The organism is Pseudobacter sp. (assembly GCF_051955275.1).
GTDB lineage: Bacteria > Bacteroidota > Bacteroidia > Chitinophagales > Chitinophagaceae > Pseudobacter.
In genome coordinates, this window is record NZ_JBQCGW010000261.1 from 1 (window position 1) to 20,157 (window position 20,157).

Genomic DNA, 20,157 nt, shown 5'->3' on the forward strand with positions numbered 1-20,157 from the left:
CGCTTCATCCTGCGGGGCCCTGAAGCGAAGCACTTCGATCTGGTTGGTGAGGCGGTCAAGATTCTCCTTATCGGTTGACCTGAGCACCGCTTTGACCTTAAAGAGGGCTGCTTCAAAATGTTGCCGCACGGAGCCGTCCGTGAGCTTTTCCGCCAGTTTGCCGCCTATCAGCAGGGCGTTGGCTTCCTGCTGGCTGAACATAACGGGCGGCAGGCGGTAACCTTCCATGATGGAATAACCGCTGCCCGCTTCACCGATCACGGGCACGCCGCTTTCGTCCAGCGCTTTTACATCCCGGTAAACGGTACGCAGGCTGATATTGAAACGGTCTGCAATTTCCTGGGCGGTGACCCTTCTTTTGCTTTGAAGATGGGTGAGAATGGCGTGGAGCCGGTCTATTCTGTTCACAACAACGGTTTATGCGAACACTAAATTACTACTATGAAATTGTATACCCGCTCTTTTCAGTACTTTTATCCCGCCAAATTTTAATGGCATTCACCAGTTCAACAGACTATTATGATTCAGACCGTTTGCGTTTGCGGGGCCGGCACTATGGGCCGGGGAATTGCCCAGGTTGCAGCCCGCTATGGATTTCATACCGTTCTTTTCGATCTGAACAGGGAGGTGCTTGAACAGGCGAAAGCCGCTCTGCAGAAAGACCTGCAGGTGCTGGTAGACAGGAACAAGCTTACTGCGGCCCAACAGCATAGCATCCTGGATCATATCCGGTTCACCAATGAGATCAACGACTGCATTGCAGATATAGTGATAGAAGCCATCGTGGAAAAGCTGCCCGCCAAAGTGGCGCTCTTCAATCAGCTGGCGGAAGTAAATCACAGCGAAACCATTTTCGCTACCAATACATCTTCTCTCTCCGTGTCGGAGATAGCCTCACAGGTGGTGCGTCCGGAGAGAGTGGCAGGCATGCACTTCTTCAATCCTGCGCCGCTGATGAAACTGGTGGAAGTAGTAGCAACCCCGCAGACCAACAAAGCAACCATCGATGCTGTGACAGCACTTACAAAACAGCTGGAAAAAACCCCCGTGCTCTGTAAAGACGCACCCGGGTTCATCGTTAACCACGTGGCAAGACCTTATTACCTGGAGGCACTTTACCTGGCGGAGCAGGAGCTCAGCAATTTCGGTGCTATCGATTCCCTGCTGGAAGCAACAGGTTTTAAAATGGGCCCTTTCAAGCTCATGGACCTGATCGGTAACGATATCAACTATGCAGTGAGTTGCTCCGTATACGATCAGCTGGGACAGCCACTGAGGTTGCGTCCTTCGCCATTGCAGCAGGAGAAAGTGAACAGTGGTGCCCTGGGAAGAAAAACAAAAAAAGGTTATTACGAGTATAACTGAGCCAGTCAGTCAGTACAGCAATAAAAAATCATCCATTGTCTAAAATCCTCATCACCGGCGGCACAGGTTTCCTGGGCGCTTACATCATCAGGGAACTCGTTCAGCAGGGCTACCAGGTCCGTGCACTGAAGCGCAGCCGCGATCTCCCATCCTTTATTCCCGCAGAGATCTTCGCAAAAGTGGAATGGGTGGATGGTGATATCCTGGATATTGTGTCGCTGGAAGACGCGCTCGAAGGCATCGACACCGTTATACATTCAGCCGCCATCGTATCCTTTGATCCGGATAAAGAACGCACTTTGTACAAAGTGAATATCGAAGGCACTGCTAATGTGGTGAATATAGCCCTGGATAAAAATGTGCGCCGTTTTGTGTACATTAGTTCTGTAGCTGCCCTCGGAAGAACGGCCAAAGAATCGAAGGTGACGGAAGAGAAGAAATGGACCAAAAGCAAATCGAACACCCATTATGCCATCAGCAAATATTTTGCTGAAATGGAAGTGTGGAGAGCCATGGGTGAAGGGATGGAAGTGATGGTGCTCAACCCAAGTACAATCCTTGGATATGGAGACTGGAACAGCAGCAGCTGCGAGATCTTTAAAACAGTATACAACGAGTTTCCCTGGTATACCAATGGTGTGAATGGATTTGTAGATGTGGAAGATGTGGCAAAGGTGGCAGTGGCGCTGATGAAATGCCCTGTCAGCAATGAACGCTTCATCGTATCCGGGGAAAACTGGCCGCTGCGGCAATTGCTTGACACCATTGCAGATAATTTCGGTAAGAAAAGACCTTCCAGGCTTGCAAGCCCTTTTCTGATGAAGCTTGCATGGCGGCTGGAAAGATTGAAATCGAAGTTCACCGGTAAAAAGCCGCTGCTGACCAGACAAAGTGCAAGGGTGGCACAAAGCAAGACCTATTTCGATAATACAAAACTGCTGAACACCTTACCGGACTTCAGTTTTACGCCACTGGCGCAAACCATCGAGAAAGCATGCAAGCGATATAAAGAGCAATTGCCCTCATCCTGAAATCAGTGACTATGAAAAAGATACTATCATTCCTTATCCTGTTGATCGCCCATTTCTCCGCCAGCTCCCAGGAAAAGAGTTTTACCATACTCGGCAAAGTAACCGACTCTGCCACTCAACAGGTATTGACCGGAGCATCTGCCTACTGCCAGAATACCACGCAAGGCACCATCACCAATAAAGAAGGCTTATTCTTTCTCCGTCTGCCAAACGGCGGCTACGATCTCGTGATCTCTTTCATGGGATATGAAAAGAAAGTGATCCGCATCAGCAATAACCTCCCGCCTGTTGATACCATGCAGATAGCACTGATCAAAGAAGAGAAGTCTCTCACCGAAGTGGCAGTTGTGGCCAGCGCTGAAGTAGCAGACGGACTTACCAAATACGGGAAATTCTTCATCGAGCATTTCATCGGTACATCGCCCAATGCCGCCCAATGCGTGATCCGCAATCCGGAAGCACTTCGTTTCTTTTTCTATAAAAAAAGGAACAGACTCAAGGTAACAGCAAGGGAAGATCTTATCATTACCAATGATGTGCTGGGCTATCATATACGTTACCAGCTGGACTCTTTCAGTTTCGATTACAGTACCAATATCAGTCAGTATACAGGCTATCCACTGTTCACAGAGATCGATACTACTGCTGAAGTAAAAGCGCAATATGAAAAGCAAAGGGCACGTACCTACCTGGGCAGCCGCCTGCATTTCATGCGTGCACTGTACGACAGCGCTGTGGAGGATGAAGGATTTGTGGTTGAAAAGATGGAAGATGACCCGCAGAGCGCCAAAGGCACCTACATCAAAGATCTTTACAATGAGAGCCTGTATGAAGCTGACAGCAGTGATGTATTCGTCAACTGGAAAGGCCGTTACCGGATCACGTACAAACTGGTGTTCCCCGACAAAAGGTATTTGCAGGATTACAAACTTCCATCTACCATCAAAGCGCAGGTATCCCTGCTCAACGTACTGGATGAAGGTTTCATCATAGAACAGAACGGATATTTCTATGACCAGCAAACCGTCATCAGCATGGGGTACTGGGCCTGGAAACAATTGGCCGAACTGCTCCCCTACGATTACGAATACCATTGATTGCAACACGTATAGCCATATGATTAAAAGCATTATTGTTGATGATGAGCCCAACAGTGTGGAGGCACTGCACGAATTGCTGATCCGTTATTGCCCGGTAGTTTCTGTTACTGCAACGGCAGACAATATCACTACTGCACGCGAACTGATCCTGCACCATCAGCCTGATCTACTGTTCATAGATATCGAAATGCCCTTCGGCAATGCATTCGACCTGCTTAACAATTTACCCGCTATCACTTTTGAAGTGATCTTTGTTACTGCCTTCGACAATTATGCATTGAATGCCATCAAACTTTCAGCGCTGGATTACCTGCTCAAACCGGTCAGCATAAAAGAGTTGCAGGCTGCGGTTAAGAAAGCGGAGGAAAAGGTGAAGTCGAAGAATATCAGCGGAAGAATTGAAAACCTTTTGTATAATCTGAAATCACCACAGACCAGTTCCAAAAGGCTTGCTCTGCCTACATTTGAAGGACTCATATTTTTAGACACCGATGACTTTGTAAGATTGGAAGCAAGCAATAACTATACTCTCATTTTTCTGAAAGACAAATCGAAGATCATCGTGTCCCGTCCATTGAAGGAATTTGAAAGCCTGCTGGATATGACCAGTTTTTCCCGTGTGCATCACTCCCATATCATTAACCATAATTATATCCGTAAGTACCACCGCGGAAGAGGTGGATATGTGGAAATGGAAGACGGAAGCAGTATTGAAGTCAGCACCAGGAAGAAGGATGAGTTCCTGTCTAAATTCATTTAGCCCTGATAATCTTATGCTCCGCCTTCTAATACTTTCTGTACTATTGCTGACAAGCCAGGTATGTTCTTCGCAGGACGTAAGCTACAGGCAATACACTATTTCCGATGGACTTCCCAGTAATACTATTTACGACATAAAGCAGGACATTGAAGGTTTCATATGGATAGCCACTGATGCAGGCCTGGTCAGGTTCGATGGCAGGAATTTTGTGACCTACACCATGCAGGATGGGCTACCAAGCAATGATATCATCATGTTGTATTCAGACACCAGGGGCCGAACCTGGATAAGTCCTATGCATAATTCCATATGTTATGTTTACAAAGGGAAGGTACATACCCAAAAAAACGATCCCTTGCTGGCAAAAATGCATTTCCGGAGTGTCGTTTATTTGGTAAGGGAAAATGAGGGAGGTGACATGTTATTTGGAACAGACGCTCTTGAAAGACAGTTTTTATATTTGCTTACAAGAAAGGACAGTATCATCGAAACTTCGGTTGAAAAAAACTCTTCTCATTTAGGATCAATCAGTTCAGGATATAACAAAGACGAATTCAGGGTATCTTTTCTTGACACATCTACTAATTACCATAATACATACTTATTTAATGCCCTTGAAAACAAGTGGTCACATCATACCAGTGTTGTTTATAATCAAAAGAATAAGACTTATTTAGTTTACCGGCCTACAGGAGACTCTCTTGTTTTAGTTCATGAATTGAATCACCCTAACCGCGATATCCTGATCCCTTCTTACATGGATGAAAAACTGAAACTACATTTTATTGAAGCTGCCAACAGAAGCCACAGGGTCAGTTGTACTTTAAATAATGGGTGGACTGTCGCATTTTATTCCACAAACTCCGGCATATTGATGTTTGACACGGTAACAGGAAAAATGATCGACCATTTATTCAAAGGCAAAGTGGTTAATCGGGGTTTTACTGATGCAGAAAACAATATCTGGATCTCCACTAACTCCGAAGGAATTTTTGTGATCCCTTCCAGGGATATCAAGTCGTTGAATTTTCAGCAACACAAAGCAATCATTCATTCTTTACACCGGGCAGGTAATATTATTTATGCGGGAAGTAGCGCCGGAAGGCTATTTCGTATAGATGGGAATAAGACAGAAGAGATCGGGTTCAATCACTATATTCCTATGGCCAATAACAAAACTATTGATAACCGTCTGCACTGGATACAACCACTAAATAGATCAGAGGTGATGCTTTGCTTTGATGACTTCATCATTAAATACAATAAGTATACCGGACAAAAACGATTCAGCAGAACAGATGTAGTAAAACATATGTTCAGGTTTGGGCAGGATACCCTGATGGCTTCAACAGGAAGAGGAACTTTGCTTATCAATGCCAGGGACATGTCCATTATTGACACTATTACTTATTTCAGAACACACTCCGGCATCAAAGATGGCAACACCTTCTATATCGGTAACCCCAGCGGGCTGTTAAAGAAAGCACCCGGGGCGCAACCAGTTAATCTGAACCAATCCATACCAGAACTTAACTCCCTCGTCAATAACATTTTGAAAGACGCTGATGGAAGCCTTTGGGTAAACACCCAGGGCAATGGCGTATTCAAAATCCGGAATGATACACTGGTCCATTGGTTCAATGCCACCAATGGGCTCAACAGCAATAACTGCAGGGCCATGTTTGCAGATGGCAGATTCGTTTGGGTAGGCACAGAGAAGGGGCTCAACAGGATCGACCAGTTGAATATTCACGCACCTGTTGATCATTACACCACCGAAGACGGGCTGGCGTCCAATAACATCCATTCCCTGTTATCAGACAGCGGAATTATTTATGTAGGCGCAGACAACTATATTACCTGGTTCGATTCATCCAAAATCAGGAACCGGTCTTTCTGTAAGCTGAATATGTTAAGTATTGAACTGGGAAATCGAACGGTTTCAGCAGACAGCCTGTACCAGCTCATGCACAATGACAATAATCTGAAGTTCAATTTCACTGGCCTTAGTTTCCGCTCCTCCAACAATATCCTTTACATGTACCGGCTCAAGGGCCTGACAGATAAATGGGATTCCACCCGCAATGCCAACCTGGAATTCCTGGCCCTGCCTCCGGGAGAATATACATTGGAAATCTTTGCCCGGAATAAGTTCGGTCAGAACAGCAATACCATAACTGTTCCTTTCAATATCAGGCCAGCTTTCTGGGGTACGTGGTGGTTTCGATTGCTGGTAATCGGTATAATCATTGCCATTGCCTGGTGGGTGATTCTCCGGCGTGTGCGGCAGGAGAAGGAAAAGTCCGCCACACAGAACCGTATCAATGAGCTGGAACAACAGGCATTGCGTTCACAAATGAACCCGCATTTCATTTTCAACTGCCTGAACTCCATTCAGAATTTTCTGCTGCAGAATGATTTCGAAAAAACAAATGAATACCTGACGGCATTTGCACATCTCATCAGGCAAACACTGGATAATTCCAGCCGGTCCACTATCAGCATTGAAGGAGAGATGAGATACCTCAACAGTTATCTTGAACTTGAAAGCATGCGCTTTGGCCATAGTTTTGAATACAGCATTGAAGTAGATCCTGAAATAGACGCCAACGATACCGATATCCCTACCATGATCCTGCAACCTTATGTGGAGAACAGTATCCGCCACGGTATCCGGTACAGCCAGGGGAGGGGTAAAGCCATTAAAGTGAATTTTCAGAAAAGAGGCAATACCCTGGTGTGCATCGTGGAAGACAATGGAGTGGGAAGAAAGAAAGCTGCGGAACTGAAATCATTTATGCATGTGGAGTACCAGTCGAAGGGAATGCGGCTTACCGGGGCAAGGCTCGAAGCGCTCAACCGTCTGCAGGACCTTCCCATTACGGTTGACGTGATCGATTTGGAAGAGGCCGGAAACGCAACCGGCACCCAGGTGATCGTTCGTTTTCCAAACATGTTCCTGTAGTGCCGGCTGCGGATTGAAACTGGTTCGTTTCTATTTCATGAGTTTTTCCCATATTTCGGGAATCCGTTTTACCCAGATAAGTTCCTTCTTCTTCACCATGGCATCTTCCGTTGGAGTACCAAAGTAGATCTTGCCTCCTTCCAGGTCAGATGGTACACCGCTCTGTGCCAGCACTACTGCATTGTTGCCGATGGTGAGTGTTTTTGAAACACCTACCTGCCCCCAGAGCACTACACCACTTCCGATCTCCACTGCTCCTGCAATACCAACCTGTGCAGCAAACAAACAGTTCGGTCCGATAATGGAATCATGTCCGATATGCACCTGGTTATCCATTTTTGTACCGCGGCCGATCCTGGTATCGTGGCTCACACCCCTGTCGATCGTACAGGATGCCCCGATCTCCACATCATCTTCAATCACTACCCTTCCCCCGCTCTCCATACGCTTGTACCACACGTCGCGGTCCTTCTTTGTATTGTAGTAAAAAGCATCTGACCCGATCACCGAGCCAGCCTGAATCACCACGTTGTTACCGATCACTGTATGATCCAGGATGGTTACGCCTGGATGGATGCGGCAATTGCTGCCAATGGTTACATTGTTCCCCACATATGCATTGGGTGCAATCCAGCTGCCTTCTCCTATGATGGCAGAATCACTTACTGCTTTGGTAGAAGGAACAAAAGGGCGGAAATGATTTACGAGCGTCTGATAGGCTTCAAAAGGACTGTCTGTGATCAATAATGCTTTCTCCTCAGGGAAGCTGGTTTCTTTATTGATGATTATAAAGGAAGCTGCTGAATTGATACACTTATCGTAATACTTAGGGTGATCTACAAACACCAGATCGCCGGGCTCTACCCTGTGAATCTCATTGATGCCTGTTGCCTGTGCCGTGGTATTGCCAACCAGCCTAGCGCCAATCAGATCAGCTATCCATTGCAATGATACCGGTGATGGAAATTTCATATCGGGAATTTGCGCAAAAATACAATACGTTTTGTTCACTGCATCATCAACTATCGTTTCCGGAAACACGGATGCTGTCAGTGTTTCTGCTGCAACAATTTCGTTTGTATCATCAGCGTTATTCATTTGCCATTGCAAAACACCAGCTCGGTTTCTTTACATACTCCCGTTTTCCTCTCCACATTTTCCACAGTATTAAAAAAAATGTGAATAAAATTTATTCAAAAATTTTTCCAGTTAGAGAAAATTATTTTTAATATTGTGTAGGGAAATTTATTTCCCGGTACTTACTAACCCATCTACATAATAAATCTCCCGAATCATCGGGAGATTTTTTTTTGAATATGCTTCAATATTTCATCATCTACAAACCATTTCAGGTACTCTCACAATTTACCTCAACCGAAGGTAAAGCAACATTGCATGATCTCTTCAAAGTAGCGCCGGACGTGTATCCTGTAGGAAGGCTGGATTATGATAGTGAAGGCTTGTTATTACTCACGAATGATAAACAGGTTAACCATTTGTTATTGCATCCTGACTTTGCACATGAGCGGGAATACTGGGTGCAGGTAGAAGGAAACATCACAGAAGATGCAATTATGGAGTTGAGCCGGGGAGTCAGTATCACCATCGATGGAAAGATCCACCGGACCAAACCTGCCCGGGCCATCCCCTTTTCTGAAGAACCTCCTGTTCATCCCCGCAATCCCCCCATCCGCTTCAGACAAAATATCCCTACCAGCTGGCTGAGCCTCTCGCTTACCGAAGGCAAGAACAGGCAGGTAAGAAGGATGACGGCTAAAACAGGCTTCCCAACATTGCGGCTTATACGATACCGGATCGGCACCCTCACCATCAGGGATCTTCAACCAGGAGAAATGATGGAGCTCAACAGAAATACTTTTTATAAAGGCACAGGCATTGGCCGCTGAATGTCAGGCCTATTAACAATTTCGTTACCTTGCTGTAAAATCGAGATACTTATGTTGAAATCAATGACCGGATTTGGAAGAACAGAGCAATCCATAGGTGATAAAACTTTCCTCGTAGATATAAAATCGCTGAATGGAAAACAGTTTGAACTATTTCTGAAAATGCCGGCGTTTCTGAAACCCTTTGAATTTGATATCAGGGCGCTCTTATCCGAAAAACTCGGACGTGGCAGCGTTGACTGTACCATCAGCCTCAAGGAAAGCGGCAGCTCAAAACCTGTGAGCATTAATACCGCCCTGGCAAAAACTTACTATCGCTCCATCGCCGAATTATCCAAAGATCTCAACCTCGATCCCTCCAGCATCCTCAGCAGCCTGCTGAAACTGCCGGAAGTTATTACCCCCACCAGCGATACGCTTACCGATACTGAATGGGAATCTTTTAAAACACTTATTCTCGCCGCTGTAGGTTCACTCAACCAGCACCGTCAGGAAGAAGGCAAAATGCTTGAAACCGACCTCCGCCTCCGCATCAGCAATATTGAAAGACTGCAACAGGAAGTGATAGCGCTCGAGCCCCTTCGTAAAGTAAAGATCCGCGAAGGTCTGGTGAAAGTCCTGGAAGATAACGTTGGAAAGGAAAACTATGACCCCAACCGCCTGGAACAGGAACTGATCTATTATATCGAAAAGATCGATCTCAGCGAAGAACAGACCCGCCTCAAAAACCACTGCGAGTATTTCAAGCAGGTACTGGACGAAGCAGAAGACAGCAAAGGCAAGAAGTTATCCTTCATCCTCCAGGAAGTAGGACGTGAGATCAATACCACGGGTGCCAAGGCCTATGACTCCACCATCCAGAAAGCCGTTGTGCAGATGAAGGACGAACTGGAAAAAGCAAAGGAGCAGGTCCTGAACGTACTGTAATTTTATATTTATAAAAATTTCCCCTTGAAAAAACAAGGCTCCGCCAGCATCCTGTTGCTCTTACTGACCGGCATTCTGCTGAATGCCTGTTCCGTAAGGACCGACCTCTTCGAAAAAAACGTTGCCATCCCCAACCATTCCTGGAGCAAAAGCTTCAAGCCGGAGATCACCGTAAATATCGAAGACACTATTTCACGGTACCATATTTACGCAGTGATCCGCCATACGGATGCATACCGCTACAAAAACCTGTGGATGAATGTTGGTATCCAGAACCCTGCCGGAGAAGTCAATACCCACCAGCTGGACCTTCTGCTGGCAACGGATGATAAAGGATGGCTCGGCTCCGGGATGGACGATATCTTTGAACAACGCATCCGCATCACCGACAAAGAGAAACCCGTTCCCCTCCGTGCAGGCACCTATAAATTCACCCTGCAGCAAACCATGAGGGAAGACCCGCTGGAAAATGTAATGAATGCAGGTATCCGCATCGAAAAAGCCAAATGATGAATGAAAGCTTCCCGTAAAAGCAAGTTGTTCCTGGCCAGCATTGTCTACTGGATACTGCTGACCTATATCATTGCCGCACTGATCTTCTGGTTCATTGCACTCAACAGGCAGGTGGAACAGATGGCCACTCACAAACTGGAAGAACTGGTACTGGATGATCCCGCCTATCTGACCAAATACGAAAAGATAATTGACGAAAAGAAAAGGAAGAACACCCAATACACCGGCGAAGGCGCCACCTTTCTGGTTCTCACACTCGTGGGGGCACTCTTTGTTTACCGGGCCGTTCGCAAACAGATCAAACTTCAGCAGCAGCAGCAACATTTCATGATGGCCGTCACTCATGAACTTAAAACACCCATCGCCGTTGCCAAACTCAACCTGGAAACCCTGCTCAAGCACCAGCTCGACGAAACCAAAAAGCAGAAGCTGCTCTCCATGACCCTGGAAGAGACCAACCGCCTCAACACCCTCGCCAATAATATCCTGGTTTCCTCACAACTTGAAGGAGGCCGCTACAGCATCGCCCGCGAAGAAATAGACCTCAGCTCCCTGATAAAATCAGCCACACAGGATTTCTGCAACCGCTTCCCTGCCAGGCAATGGGTCACCAATATCCAGCCGGATATTGAATTCACCGGCGACTCCCTGCTCCTGCAGATCCTGGTGAACAATCTGCTGGAGAATGCCGTTAAGTATTCGCCGAAGACAGCCAGCATCGAATGCAGGCTGTTCACAAAAGGCAGGCACCATATTATGCTGCAGGTTGTTGACGAAGGTCCGGGCATACCCGATAACGAAAAGAACAAAGTGTTTGAGAAATTCTATCGTATCGGTAACGAAAACACCCGCGTGGCCAAAGGCACAGGTCTCGGCCTCTTCCTCTGCCGGAAGATCGCTGAAGACCAGCATGCCACCATCCGCGTCACCGATAATGCGCCTACCGGTTGTATATTTACGGTGAACTTCACTTTGTAATTGAAAAGCATGAGCACAAAAACATCCATACTGCTGGTAGAAGACGAAGAAAATCTCCACGACGCCCTGAAGCTGAACCTGGAACTCGAGGGCTATGAAGTTACCTCAGCCTTCACAGGCAGTGAGGCCCTTCAGAAAGTGCAGGGAGAGTATTTCGATCTCATCATCCTGGATGTAATGCTCCCAGAACTGGATGGCATCACCGTTACGGAAACCATCCGTGTACAGAATAATGAAGTGCCCATTCTCATCCTCTCCGCAAAAAATGCCAGTTCAGACCGCGTGCTCGGCCTCAAGAAAGGAGCGGATGATTATCTCACCAAACCCTTTAACCTGGAAGAACTACTGCTGCGTGTAATGAAGCTCATCAATAAGAACAAGAAGATGCAGGAGAAGGACACCGTAGGCGATAATTACAGCTTCGGAAGCAATACGCTCGACTTCAAGGCACAAGAGGCCATCACCCGCAAGGGAGAGCGCATCCAGCTCAGCAAGAAGGAAGCCATGCTGCTGAAACTGCTGATAGAAAACAAGAACGAAGTAGTACCCCGCGAGAAGATCCTTCAAACGGTCTGGGGTTATAACGTTTATCCAACTACCCGCACCATCGATAATTTCATTCTCAACTTCAGAAAGTATTTTGAAGAGGACAGCCGCAATCCGCAGTACTTTCACTCCGTGCGCGGCGTAGGTTACAAGTACACAGAATAATCAGGCTTTGGGATGCAGCCCATCAAGCACCCTGCGTGCACCATCCAGCAGGATGCGGGGATCGCTTTGCTCATGCTCGGGCACATACAATGCCCATTCGCAGGTATTCAGTAAATGCAGAAGTTGTTGTACCAATGTTTCATCCACACCCTGCATGTACAATCTGGCTGCCACATTCTGCTTGTTGAGCAGGGAAGGCGGGATCTCACACCTGGTGGCTGCCATATTCCACAATACATGTTGTATCTCGTGATAGAAGAGTTTCATGTTACCACTCTGCAGCGATTCCCTGGCAGTAGCCAGCTGCTCGTCAGCACCGGGAATTGCAGGCGCTGGTTTCACAGGAACTGCAGGCACAAGCTCCGGCTTTTTCTTTCCCATCTGAATGAACTGGTAAGTGAGCCAGCCTGCAATGATAAGAACCACCAGACCGAACCAGTAGATATGACGCGGAATACCCGGCTCACCCACATTTTTCAGGGCGCTGTTCCGAAGCCTGGCCGTGCTCTCCGACTCACCGGCCACCACATGCAGCACCACGGGCGTGCTGAGCGCTTCTTTGTAGTGCTGTTGCTGCGGATCGAAGTAGGCCAGTGAAGCTGCGGGGATCACAATATTTCCCGTATCCGGCGCAGCAAAAGAGTATTCAAATGTTTTGGAGCCGCTTAGCGGAAAACTGAACCTGTCCACCATCTCCCGTACGGATGGATCAGCTGTATCCACCCCCTCAGGCCAGCGGATCTCCGGTGGCGTAAGCAGGTTCAGATTGCCCGATCCTTCCACCACCACTTTCACTTTCACCAACTCACCCTGATGTATAGCCGTATCCGGCCCCATCACTACCACCCTGTATTTTCCTACAGCACCGGTATAATGATCAGGCTGTCCTTTTACAGGCAGCGGTTTAACATGCACCGTTACCGGTTCGGAGCGCAATGTCAGCCGTTCATTCAGCACGGAAGGACCTGAACCGATATTGATCTTTACAAAATGAATGATGCTTTCCACTTCGGCGGGATCAAGTACAAAGCTTCCTTCCTGCAATGGAAACAATTGTACCTTACGAATGAGATTCACATAGTAAGGCATACCATTGAGCATTTCAACCGTAGGCTTGCTATCATAACTGTCCACCATTTCAAGCACGCTGAAACCCGTAAAGGACGGCCGTTTCATCACCTGGGAGCTGGTATTGAGCCTGGAATAAAGCTTGTACACTACTTTCAGCGGCTCGCCCACTACCGGATTGGTTTTGCTTACTTCCACCCGCAGCAGTAATCCCTTTTTTATCTTTTGCTCCAACACTTCTCCCGGGTATAAGATCGATGCAGCTTCAACATCCGGGTCCTCATTCTGCTCATTGGCAATGCCTGTCCGCTGGGCTATTGGCAACTGCGCAGACAGATCAGCACTGCAAAAGCAGCAACAGATCAGCAATAAGAAGTATAAAAGTTTGGTGTTCATTCTGATGGTAAACAAATTTAACTGATGCCGGGCTCGATTACTAATCAAAACACCGTTAAATGTCGGTTAAAAGGATGAGTGGCAATCTGCACGGAAAATTAGCAGGACATCCCTGTACAGAAGATGCCGTGATGCACCGGACAGGCAATGAAACGCAGATCCTGCAACAGAAAGCGGCCTGCGCCCTCAGGCCCCCGTTCAATAGTGTCGTTGACCCAATCGAGATCGCCATTGGTAATGGGATCGGAGGCAGTGTGGCGCAGCCGGGCATGGCGGAGATCATTCCGGATACCCCACTCGATAACCGTTATATTGTGGATGATGCATATCGTCTTTCCGTACTGTTAGTACCGGTCATCAACAACCGAAAAATGATTGGCGTGATCAACAGTAAGCGTACACAAAAAGATTTCAATACCGCAAAAACACCTGCAGGTACGCACCACTATCGCCAGCATCGTTGAAGACAACGGCATCGGCCGCCTTGCTGAAGTGAAAGACAGGTTCAACGCTGACGGTACTGCAGCAGGAACCACGGTTACATTGCAGGTTTACATAGTCAGTTAGTACCCAGGCCTCAACAAATTCCTTAACTTCGGATTGTGATAAAAGCTGTGATCATAGACGATGAACCGGCGGCTGTGAATACTTTACAGCTGATGCTGGAACGCTATGTTCCGGAAATAAGCCAGGTCAAAACTTCCAATGACCCGGCAAAATCCATCCAGCTCATTAAAACTTTCAGACCACAACTGGTTTTCCTGGACATTCAGACGCCCCTGATGAATGGTTTTGAATTACTGAATAAGCTTGCGGACATCCAGTTGAATATCATCTTCACCACTGCGAATCACAAATACGCCATCGAAGCATTACGCTTCAGCACGCTCGATTACCTGCAGAAACCCATTGAAGCGGAAGAGCTGCGCCAGGCCGTGGACAGGTTCATGACGCGTACAGTGGTGGCGCCCAGTCAGCATACACTCTACAAGAACCTGCTTCACAATATTGCTGCGCAGGACAAAAGAGATTTCAGACTGGCACTGCCAACCAGTGAAGGCACTTACTTTTTCGATCCGGAAGAGATCATCCGCCTGGAAGGAGAGATCAATTACACCTGGTTCCACTTCAGAAACAGGAAGCCCCTGCTTATCTCCAAAACATTGAAGGAATACAAAGAGATCCTGAAAGACCACGGTTTTCTGCGCATCCACAAATCACACCTCGTCAACAAACTGCATGTGGTGAATTATACACAGAATGGTACACTCACCCTGAGCGACCGTTCACAGGTTGATATTTCAAGAAGAAGAAAGGAGATTATCCTTGAAGCACTGAAGCTGAAATAAATTACAGATCCCCCAGTTGCGGACGCATTATGATATCCTCCACGCAGGCCTGCGGGCTCAGCTGTGATGCTGTATGGATCATTGCGGCAATATCACGGGCCGTCATGATACGTTCCGGATCCACGCCGCTGCCAGCCCATGAATTTGTATAGGCAGCGCCAGGATAAACAGCAGTTACCTTGATACCGTGCGGCTTCATTTCTTCGCGGAGATTGCGGCTGAATCCTGCCAACGCATATTTACTGATACTGTAAGCACCTCCATTTGGATAAGCATGGAGGGATGCAATAGAGCATATATTGAAGATATGCCCCTGCTTACGCGCCATCATAGAGGGGATCAGGGTACGTGTAAGATGATAGGCGCTGTAGAGATTTACTGCCATCATTCTTTCAAGTACTCCTTCCGGCTCATTGTGCACGCTGCCTGGCTCAAAGAGGCCGGCATTGTTCACCAGCACATCCACGGGCTGGTTGTAATCCAACACCCACTTGCCGAAAGCTTCGGCTTGCGATTGAACACTCAGGTCAGCTGGCATGGCCCTGATGCTTCGTTCCGGGTAATGCTGCATCAATGCTTCAACGGTTTTGTAAAGATCCATTTCATTGCGGCTGCACAGGAAAAGGTCATGCCCCTGTACGGCAAACGTTTCTGCTATAGCTCTTCCAAACCCCCTGGAAGCACCGGTGATCACAATATTCATGTTTCAGCAATTTTGTGTAACGAAGTAAGGATATTTCCGGGTTTCCGGCTACTAAATTTCAGTGTCGTATTTTTGCAGTATGAAGTACAGGCATCTGTTTTTTGACCTTGACCATACATTGTGGGATTTTGATGCGAATTGCCGTTTTACCCTGGAAACCATTTATAACGATATGGCGCTTGAAAGCCGTGGTGTGACCAGCTTTGAAGGCTTCTATAAACAATATATCATTCATAACGACAGGCTCTGGGAGCGCTATCGCAATGGTACCATCAAGGCAGATGAGCTGCGCTGGAAAAGAATGCACTTAAGCCTGGTGGACTTTAAGATCGGGGATGAACAGTTCGCCCGTGCGCTCAGTGATCAGTTCCTGGACATGCTGCCCAGCCGCACCATCCTCTTTCCATACACCATGGAGATCCTCACCTATCTGCGGGATAAAGGTTACGCCCTCCACCTCATCACCAATGGCTTTGAAAAAACTCAGTACAGCAAGATCAGTTACTCCGGCATCAGCCACTTCTTTGGAGAAGTGATCACTTCAGAAGGCAGCAATAGCCTGAAACCACACAAGGAAATCTTTGAATATGCTTTCCAGCGCGCAAAAGCATTGCCCGGGCATAGTATCATCCTGGGAGACAGTATCGAGGCGGATATCAAAGGAGGCATCAATGCCGGCATAGACCAGGTATTTGTAAATCACCTGAATATTACGCCGGACGTAAAACCTACTTATACTGTTTATTCATTGAAAGAACTGGAACAGATCTTCTGATACCGGTAATAAAAAACGGCCACCACCGGCAGCCGTTTCAAAAATATATCAGGTAAGTAAGATCAGAGTGTAGCCAGTACTGTTATGCCCCCCTGAACTACCTGGTTCAGCTGAACATTCACTTTAGTACCAACTGGCAGGAGCACATCCACCCGGCTTCCGAATTTAATGAAGCCAAGCTCAGCGCCCTGCTCCACTTTCTGACCAACAGTGAGATAATTTACGATACGTTTTGCCAGCGCGCCTGCAATCTGTTTCACCAGCATTTCTCCTTTGGGATAGCGGATCACTACTGAGTGACGCTCATTCTCAGTAGAAGATTTGGGATTCCAGGCCACCAGGTATTTACCCTTGTGATACTGGCTGTATACCACTTCTCCGCTAACGGGGTTGCGGTTCACGTGCACGTTAGCTGGGCTCATGAAAATAGAAACCTGCAAACGCTTGCCTTTGAAATATTCTTCATCGATCACTTCTTCTATCACCACTACTTTTCCGTCGGCAGGACAAATCACCTGGTCCTCATTACGGGTAAGTTGCCTGGCAGGGATACGGAAAAAACTCACGATAAAAAGGGTAAGTCCCAGGGTAACGATAAAGATCAGCCAGCTGAGCCATGGCAGTTGATAGCTGATGAAATAAAAAGATAGCAGGTTAATCACAGCGAATATGATGGCTGCAATGAGGATCGACTTATAGCCTTCTTTGTGTATGGTCATTGAAATCAATTAAGTTGCTAAAATAAGAAGATTATCCTTTCATAAACAGTACAACGTACAACCAAACGAAAGGAGTGGCCAGGAGCAGGGAATCAAAACGGTCCAGGAACCCACCATGACCGGGCATCATAGCGCCGCTGTCTTTTACATTGGCCATTCTTTTGAGCTTGCTTTCCAGCAGGTCTCCCGCTGTTCCGGTTACAGCAGCAAGTGCAGCTATGATCACCCAGTGGTGCACCGGGTACTTCAGCCAGTAAGCCAGCAGGCCTGCCACTACCACGGCCAGTATAGCTCCTCCGATAGTACCCTCCCAGGTCTTCTTGGGAGAGATGGGGGAAAAAGGTGTTTTTCCAATGAGCGACCCTACGATATAAGCCATGGTATCATTGATCCAGATGGAAATGATAAGTCCCAGGGGAATGAGCCAGGATACGGCATTCAGATCGATCATCATTCCCCAGCTTAAGGAAATATACAGCAATCCCAGCGCTGAGTAACCGATATTCTTTGCCTGGATTGTGCCCGCAAACAACAGTTCTATGATGGGCAGGATGAATACGCAGATCATGCCCAGCCACCAACCGATGGCATGGAGGGAAAATGTTCCGAAACTATAGGCATCACTGGTAAAGAACAGCATGATGCTCCATCCTGCGATCTGTACTCCGTATTTATGAAATGGCGTGATTGCCGCATAATCCGGATCTATCTTTCCGATCAGTTGCTGGTATTCTTTCCAGCATCCGAAATGTATAATGGTAAAAAGGAGAAAGAAACTCCAGTGATTCCACAGTAAGCCCGCCAGCATCACCACCACAAAAATGGCGGCTGAAAGTGACCGGGTTTTTAAAGTGGCCATGTTTAGAGCCATGAACGAGTTGGATTTTAAGCTATGAATTGATTGGTGGGTGTAAGCCCGTCAGTATTGTACACCTTTGACCAGGTTACGGAGGATTTATTTTTGAAATGCAGGATAATGGCCCATACGGCAACCGCGCCTACAATGGCAGACAGTACCGGCATCTGCGGATTCTCGTTCACATATTTAGGCATATAAGAAACAGCAACCACCTGCACTGCATTGATCACAAAGTGCGCAATGATGCTTGTCCATAAACTTCCGCTGTACCAGTATAATGCTCCCAGCACAATACCCAACGCAGCCCTTGGAATAAATCCGAGGAACTGGAAGTGAAGGGCGCTGAAAAGCATCCCGGCAAGAACGATCCCCATCCAGGGGCTCCTGGTCAGATAGATCAGTACGCGCTGCAGCGCTCCCCTGAAGAAGATCTCTTCACAGAAAGCAGGCACCAGCGCCACGATGAACAGATTTATGAGAACATCTGAAGTGGAGTTCACTTTCAGCAACGCTTCCATGGTTTTACCCGCTTCTTTCTCCATATTCCTCAGGGATTCCGGGATAGGAAGGCCCTGGTTCAGCTGGCCCAGGTAGAATACGGCAGGTAAGGCCACCAGGGCGCAAATACCTGATAAGATCAACATATTTGTCTTTTCCGGCTGCCGGAAACCCAGGAAAAAAAACTGCCTGCCCCTGAAGGTGAACACCGCAAAAAGGAAGGCCGGGATGAAGAAAAATGAGATCGAAGAAAAGATCTGTCCCCATTTTAATGATTCCACAATTCCGGGTTTAGTCAGATCGATCTTTACATCTGACTTAGTATCAAGCAGTATTACAGCAAGCAATGGCAATGATACAAGTACCATTACGCCCAACTGCTTCCAGGGAGATGTTATCTTCAAATGACCAATCATAAGATGGTATAAACAAATATTAGTATGTAAATTTGCAACCGGCTCAAAGATACAGTTTCAAACGATGGTACAAATCGGCAATATCACACTTCCGGATTTTCCACTGCTCCTCGCTCCCATGGAGGATGTAAGTGATCCCCCGTTCCGTTTCGTATGCAAACAGAATGGCGCAGACCTCATGTATAGTGAATTCATTTCCAGTGAAGGGCTGATCCGCGACGCCATCAAGAGCCGGCAGAAGCTGGATTTTTCCGAATTCGAAAGACCTTTCGGCATCCAGATCTTCGGTGGCGATGAAGAAGCCATGGCCATCAGCGCAAAAATTGTAGACACTGTTCAGCCTGACCTGGTGGATATCAATTTCGGTTGCCCGGTAAAGAAAGTAGTGAGCAAAGGCGCCGGCGCCGCCGTTCTCAAAGATATCGATGCCATGGTCCGCCTTACAGAAGCCGTAGTGCGCTCTACCAGTCTTCCTGTAACTGTCAAAACCAGGCTGGGCTGGGATGATGCTTCAAAGAATATTGAAGAAGTAGCGGAGCGCCTCCAGGATATTGGTATCAAAGCGCTCACCATCCATGGCAGAACCCGCGCACAATTGTACAAAGGTGAAGCAGACTGGAGCCTGATCGCCGCCGTGAAGAATAATCCCCGTATCAATATCCCCATCTTCGGGAATGGTGATATCGATTCCCCGCAGAAAGCACTGGAATATAAAAACAGGTACGGCGTGGATGGCATCATGATCGGACGAGCCGCAATCGGCTATCCGTGGATCTTCCGTGAGATCAAACAATTCCTGAAAGATTGCACCATGCTTCCGCTTCCTACCCTTGAAGAAAGGATCGAAGTCTGCAGAACACATGTACGGAAATCCGTTGAATGGAAAGGCGAGATCCTCGGCATACTTGAAATGCGCAGGCATTACACCAATTATCTGAAAGGACTGCCGCATATCAAGGAGTTCCGCACCAAACTGGTTTCTGTAAAAACATTGCAGGAGGTAGAAGCTATCCTGGAAGAAGTGGCCGTTCATTTTGCCGGACAAATACCAGTACATAGCCCTGTTCAATTAACACCGGACCAGCTGAACTCCTGCGCTTACTGATCAATTTACCGA

21 protein-coding genes and 1 pseudogene are annotated in these 20,157 nt (G+C 47.3%); 15 read left to right on the forward strand and 7 right to left on the reverse strand.

Annotation, left to right across the window (positions count from 1 at the left end):
- A partial coding sequence (locus ACTHMC_RS22540) for a helix-turn-helix transcriptional regulator (protein WP_440416618.1) occupies positions 1 to 408 on the reverse strand: 408 nt, incomplete at its 3' end.
- A 111-nt stretch (positions 409 to 519) separates the two neighbouring features.
- On the opposite strand from ACTHMC_RS22540, the gene ACTHMC_RS22545 reads away from it, so the two are divergent.
- The 6 genes and pseudogenes from ACTHMC_RS22545 (at position 520) to ACTHMC_RS22570 (ending at position 7,221) form a co-directional block, all read left to right on the forward strand.
- Positions 520 to 1,365, forward strand: a complete 846-nt coding sequence (locus ACTHMC_RS22545; RefSeq protein WP_440416620.1) for a 3-hydroxyacyl-CoA dehydrogenase family protein — start codon at positions 520 to 522, stop codon at positions 1,363 to 1,365.
- Positions 1,366 to 1,400: 35 nt separating this feature from the next.
- Positions 1,401 to 2,396 (forward strand): SDR family NAD(P)-dependent oxidoreductase, encoded by a 996-nt coding sequence (locus ACTHMC_RS22550; protein WP_440416622.1) that lies wholly within the window; start codon positions 1,401 to 1,403, stop codon positions 2,394 to 2,396.
- Positions 2,397 to 2,407: 11 nt separating this feature from the next.
- Complete coding sequence (locus tag ACTHMC_RS22555) at positions 2,408 to 3,493, forward strand: carboxypeptidase-like regulatory domain-containing protein (RefSeq protein ID WP_440416624.1); 1,086 nt, start codon at positions 2,408 to 2,410, stop codon at positions 3,491 to 3,493.
- A gap of 19 nt (positions 3,494 to 3,512) precedes the next feature.
- Positions 3,513 to 4,256, forward strand: a complete 744-nt coding sequence (locus ACTHMC_RS22560) for a LytR/AlgR family response regulator transcription factor (protein WP_440416626.1) — start codon at positions 3,513 to 3,515, stop codon at positions 4,254 to 4,256.
- 13 nt (positions 4,257 to 4,269) lie between these two features.
- A pseudogene (locus tag ACTHMC_RS22565) lies at positions 4,270 to 4,425 on the forward strand (two-component regulator propeller domain-containing protein); the annotation flags it as partial.
- Positions 4,426 to 5,130: 705 nt separating this feature from the next.
- Positions 5,131 to 7,221, forward strand: a complete 2,091-nt coding sequence (locus ACTHMC_RS22570) for a histidine kinase (protein WP_440416739.1) — start codon at positions 5,131 to 5,133, stop codon at positions 7,219 to 7,221.
- A gap of 30 nt (positions 7,222 to 7,251) precedes the next feature.
- Here ACTHMC_RS22570 and ACTHMC_RS22575 read toward each other — a convergent pair whose 3' ends face one another.
- On the reverse strand, positions 7,252 to 8,193 hold the full coding sequence (locus ACTHMC_RS22575) for a UDP-3-O-(3-hydroxymyristoyl)glucosamine N-acyltransferase (RefSeq protein WP_440416628.1): 942 nt from the start codon (positions 8,191 to 8,193) through the stop codon (positions 7,252 to 7,254).
- 344 nt (positions 8,194 to 8,537) lie between these two features.
- On the opposite strand from ACTHMC_RS22575, the gene ACTHMC_RS22580 reads away from it, so the two are divergent.
- From ACTHMC_RS22580 to ACTHMC_RS22600, 5 genes are read left to right on the forward strand one after another with little or no spacing between them, the layout of a single operon-like run.
- Positions 8,538 to 9,128 (forward strand): pseudouridine synthase, encoded by a 591-nt coding sequence (locus tag ACTHMC_RS22580; RefSeq protein ID WP_440416630.1) that lies wholly within the window; start codon positions 8,538 to 8,540, stop codon positions 9,126 to 9,128.
- Positions 9,129 to 9,179: 51 nt separating this feature from the next.
- Entirely contained in the window at positions 9,180 to 10,055 is an 876-nt protein-coding gene (locus ACTHMC_RS22585; RefSeq protein WP_440416632.1) for a YicC/YloC family endoribonuclease, read from the forward strand.
- A 24-nt stretch (positions 10,056 to 10,079) separates the two neighbouring features.
- Complete coding sequence (locus tag ACTHMC_RS22590; protein WP_440416634.1) at positions 10,080 to 10,565, forward strand: gliding motility lipoprotein GldH; 486 nt, start codon at positions 10,080 to 10,082, stop codon at positions 10,563 to 10,565.
- A gap of 3 nt (positions 10,566 to 10,568) precedes the next feature.
- Positions 10,569 to 11,546, forward strand: a complete 978-nt coding sequence (locus ACTHMC_RS22595) for a sensor histidine kinase (RefSeq protein ID WP_440416635.1) — start codon at positions 10,569 to 10,571, stop codon at positions 11,544 to 11,546.
- Between the two features lie 9 nt (positions 11,547 to 11,555).
- Entirely contained in the window at positions 11,556 to 12,257 is a 702-nt protein-coding gene (locus tag ACTHMC_RS22600; RefSeq protein WP_440416637.1) for a response regulator transcription factor, read from the forward strand.
- Here ACTHMC_RS22600 and ACTHMC_RS22605 read toward each other — a convergent pair whose 3' ends face one another.
- Complete coding sequence (locus ACTHMC_RS22605) at positions 12,258 to 13,721, reverse strand: BatD family protein (protein ID WP_440416638.1); 1,464 nt, start codon at positions 13,719 to 13,721, stop codon at positions 12,258 to 12,260.
- Between the two features lie 59 nt (positions 13,722 to 13,780).
- On the opposite strand from ACTHMC_RS22605, the gene ACTHMC_RS22610 reads away from it, so the two are divergent.
- Positions 13,781 to 14,185 carry a hypothetical protein gene (locus tag ACTHMC_RS22610; protein WP_440416640.1) on the forward strand — a complete coding sequence of 135 codons (405 nt, stop codon included), beginning with the start codon at positions 13,781 to 13,783 and terminating at the stop codon, positions 14,183 to 14,185.
- A 138-nt stretch (positions 14,186 to 14,323) separates the two neighbouring features.
- The gene (locus tag ACTHMC_RS22615; protein WP_440416642.1) at positions 14,324 to 15,070 is read left to right on the forward strand and encodes a LytR/AlgR family response regulator transcription factor; all 747 of its coding nucleotides are present in this window, start codon (positions 14,324 to 14,326) and stop codon (positions 15,068 to 15,070) included.
- A gap of 1 nt (position 15,071) precedes the next feature.
- On the opposite strand, the gene ACTHMC_RS22620 is transcribed toward ACTHMC_RS22615, so the two are convergent.
- A complete protein-coding gene (locus tag ACTHMC_RS22620; RefSeq protein WP_440416644.1) occupies positions 15,072 to 15,773 on the reverse strand; it encodes an SDR family NAD(P)-dependent oxidoreductase in 702 nt (233 codons plus the stop codon).
- A 79-nt stretch (positions 15,774 to 15,852) separates the two neighbouring features.
- Here ACTHMC_RS22620 and ACTHMC_RS22625 point away from each other — a divergent pair, with 79 nt between their 5' ends.
- A complete protein-coding gene (locus tag ACTHMC_RS22625; RefSeq protein WP_440416646.1) occupies positions 15,853 to 16,548 on the forward strand; it encodes a YjjG family noncanonical pyrimidine nucleotidase in 696 nt (231 codons plus the stop codon).
- Positions 16,549 to 16,610: 62 nt separating this feature from the next.
- On the opposite strand, the gene ACTHMC_RS22630 is transcribed toward ACTHMC_RS22625, so the two are convergent.
- The 3 genes from ACTHMC_RS22630 to ACTHMC_RS22640 are packed head-to-tail and all read right to left on the reverse strand — an operon-like array spanning position 16,611 to position 19,028.
- Positions 16,611 to 17,267 carry a phosphatidylserine decarboxylase family protein gene (locus tag ACTHMC_RS22630; protein WP_440416648.1) on the reverse strand — a complete coding sequence of 219 codons (657 nt, stop codon included), beginning with the start codon at positions 17,265 to 17,267 and terminating at the stop codon, positions 16,611 to 16,613.
- Between the two features lie 31 nt (positions 17,268 to 17,298).
- Positions 17,299 to 18,138 (reverse strand): phosphatidate cytidylyltransferase, encoded by an 840-nt coding sequence (locus ACTHMC_RS22635; RefSeq protein ID WP_440416650.1) that lies wholly within the window; start codon positions 18,136 to 18,138, stop codon positions 17,299 to 17,301.
- A gap of 14 nt (positions 18,139 to 18,152) precedes the next feature.
- The gene (locus ACTHMC_RS22640) at positions 18,153 to 19,028 is read right to left on the reverse strand and encodes a CPBP family glutamic-type intramembrane protease (RefSeq protein WP_440416652.1); all 876 of its coding nucleotides are present in this window, start codon (positions 19,026 to 19,028) and stop codon (positions 18,153 to 18,155) included.
- 76 nt (positions 19,029 to 19,104) lie between these two features.
- On the opposite strand from ACTHMC_RS22640, the gene dusB reads away from it, so the two are divergent.
- On the forward strand, positions 19,105 to 20,145 hold the full coding sequence (gene dusB, locus ACTHMC_RS22645) for a tRNA dihydrouridine synthase DusB (RefSeq protein ID WP_440416654.1): 1,041 nt from the start codon (positions 19,105 to 19,107) through the stop codon (positions 20,143 to 20,145).
- The last annotated feature ends 12 nt before the right edge of the window (positions 20,146 to 20,157 follow it).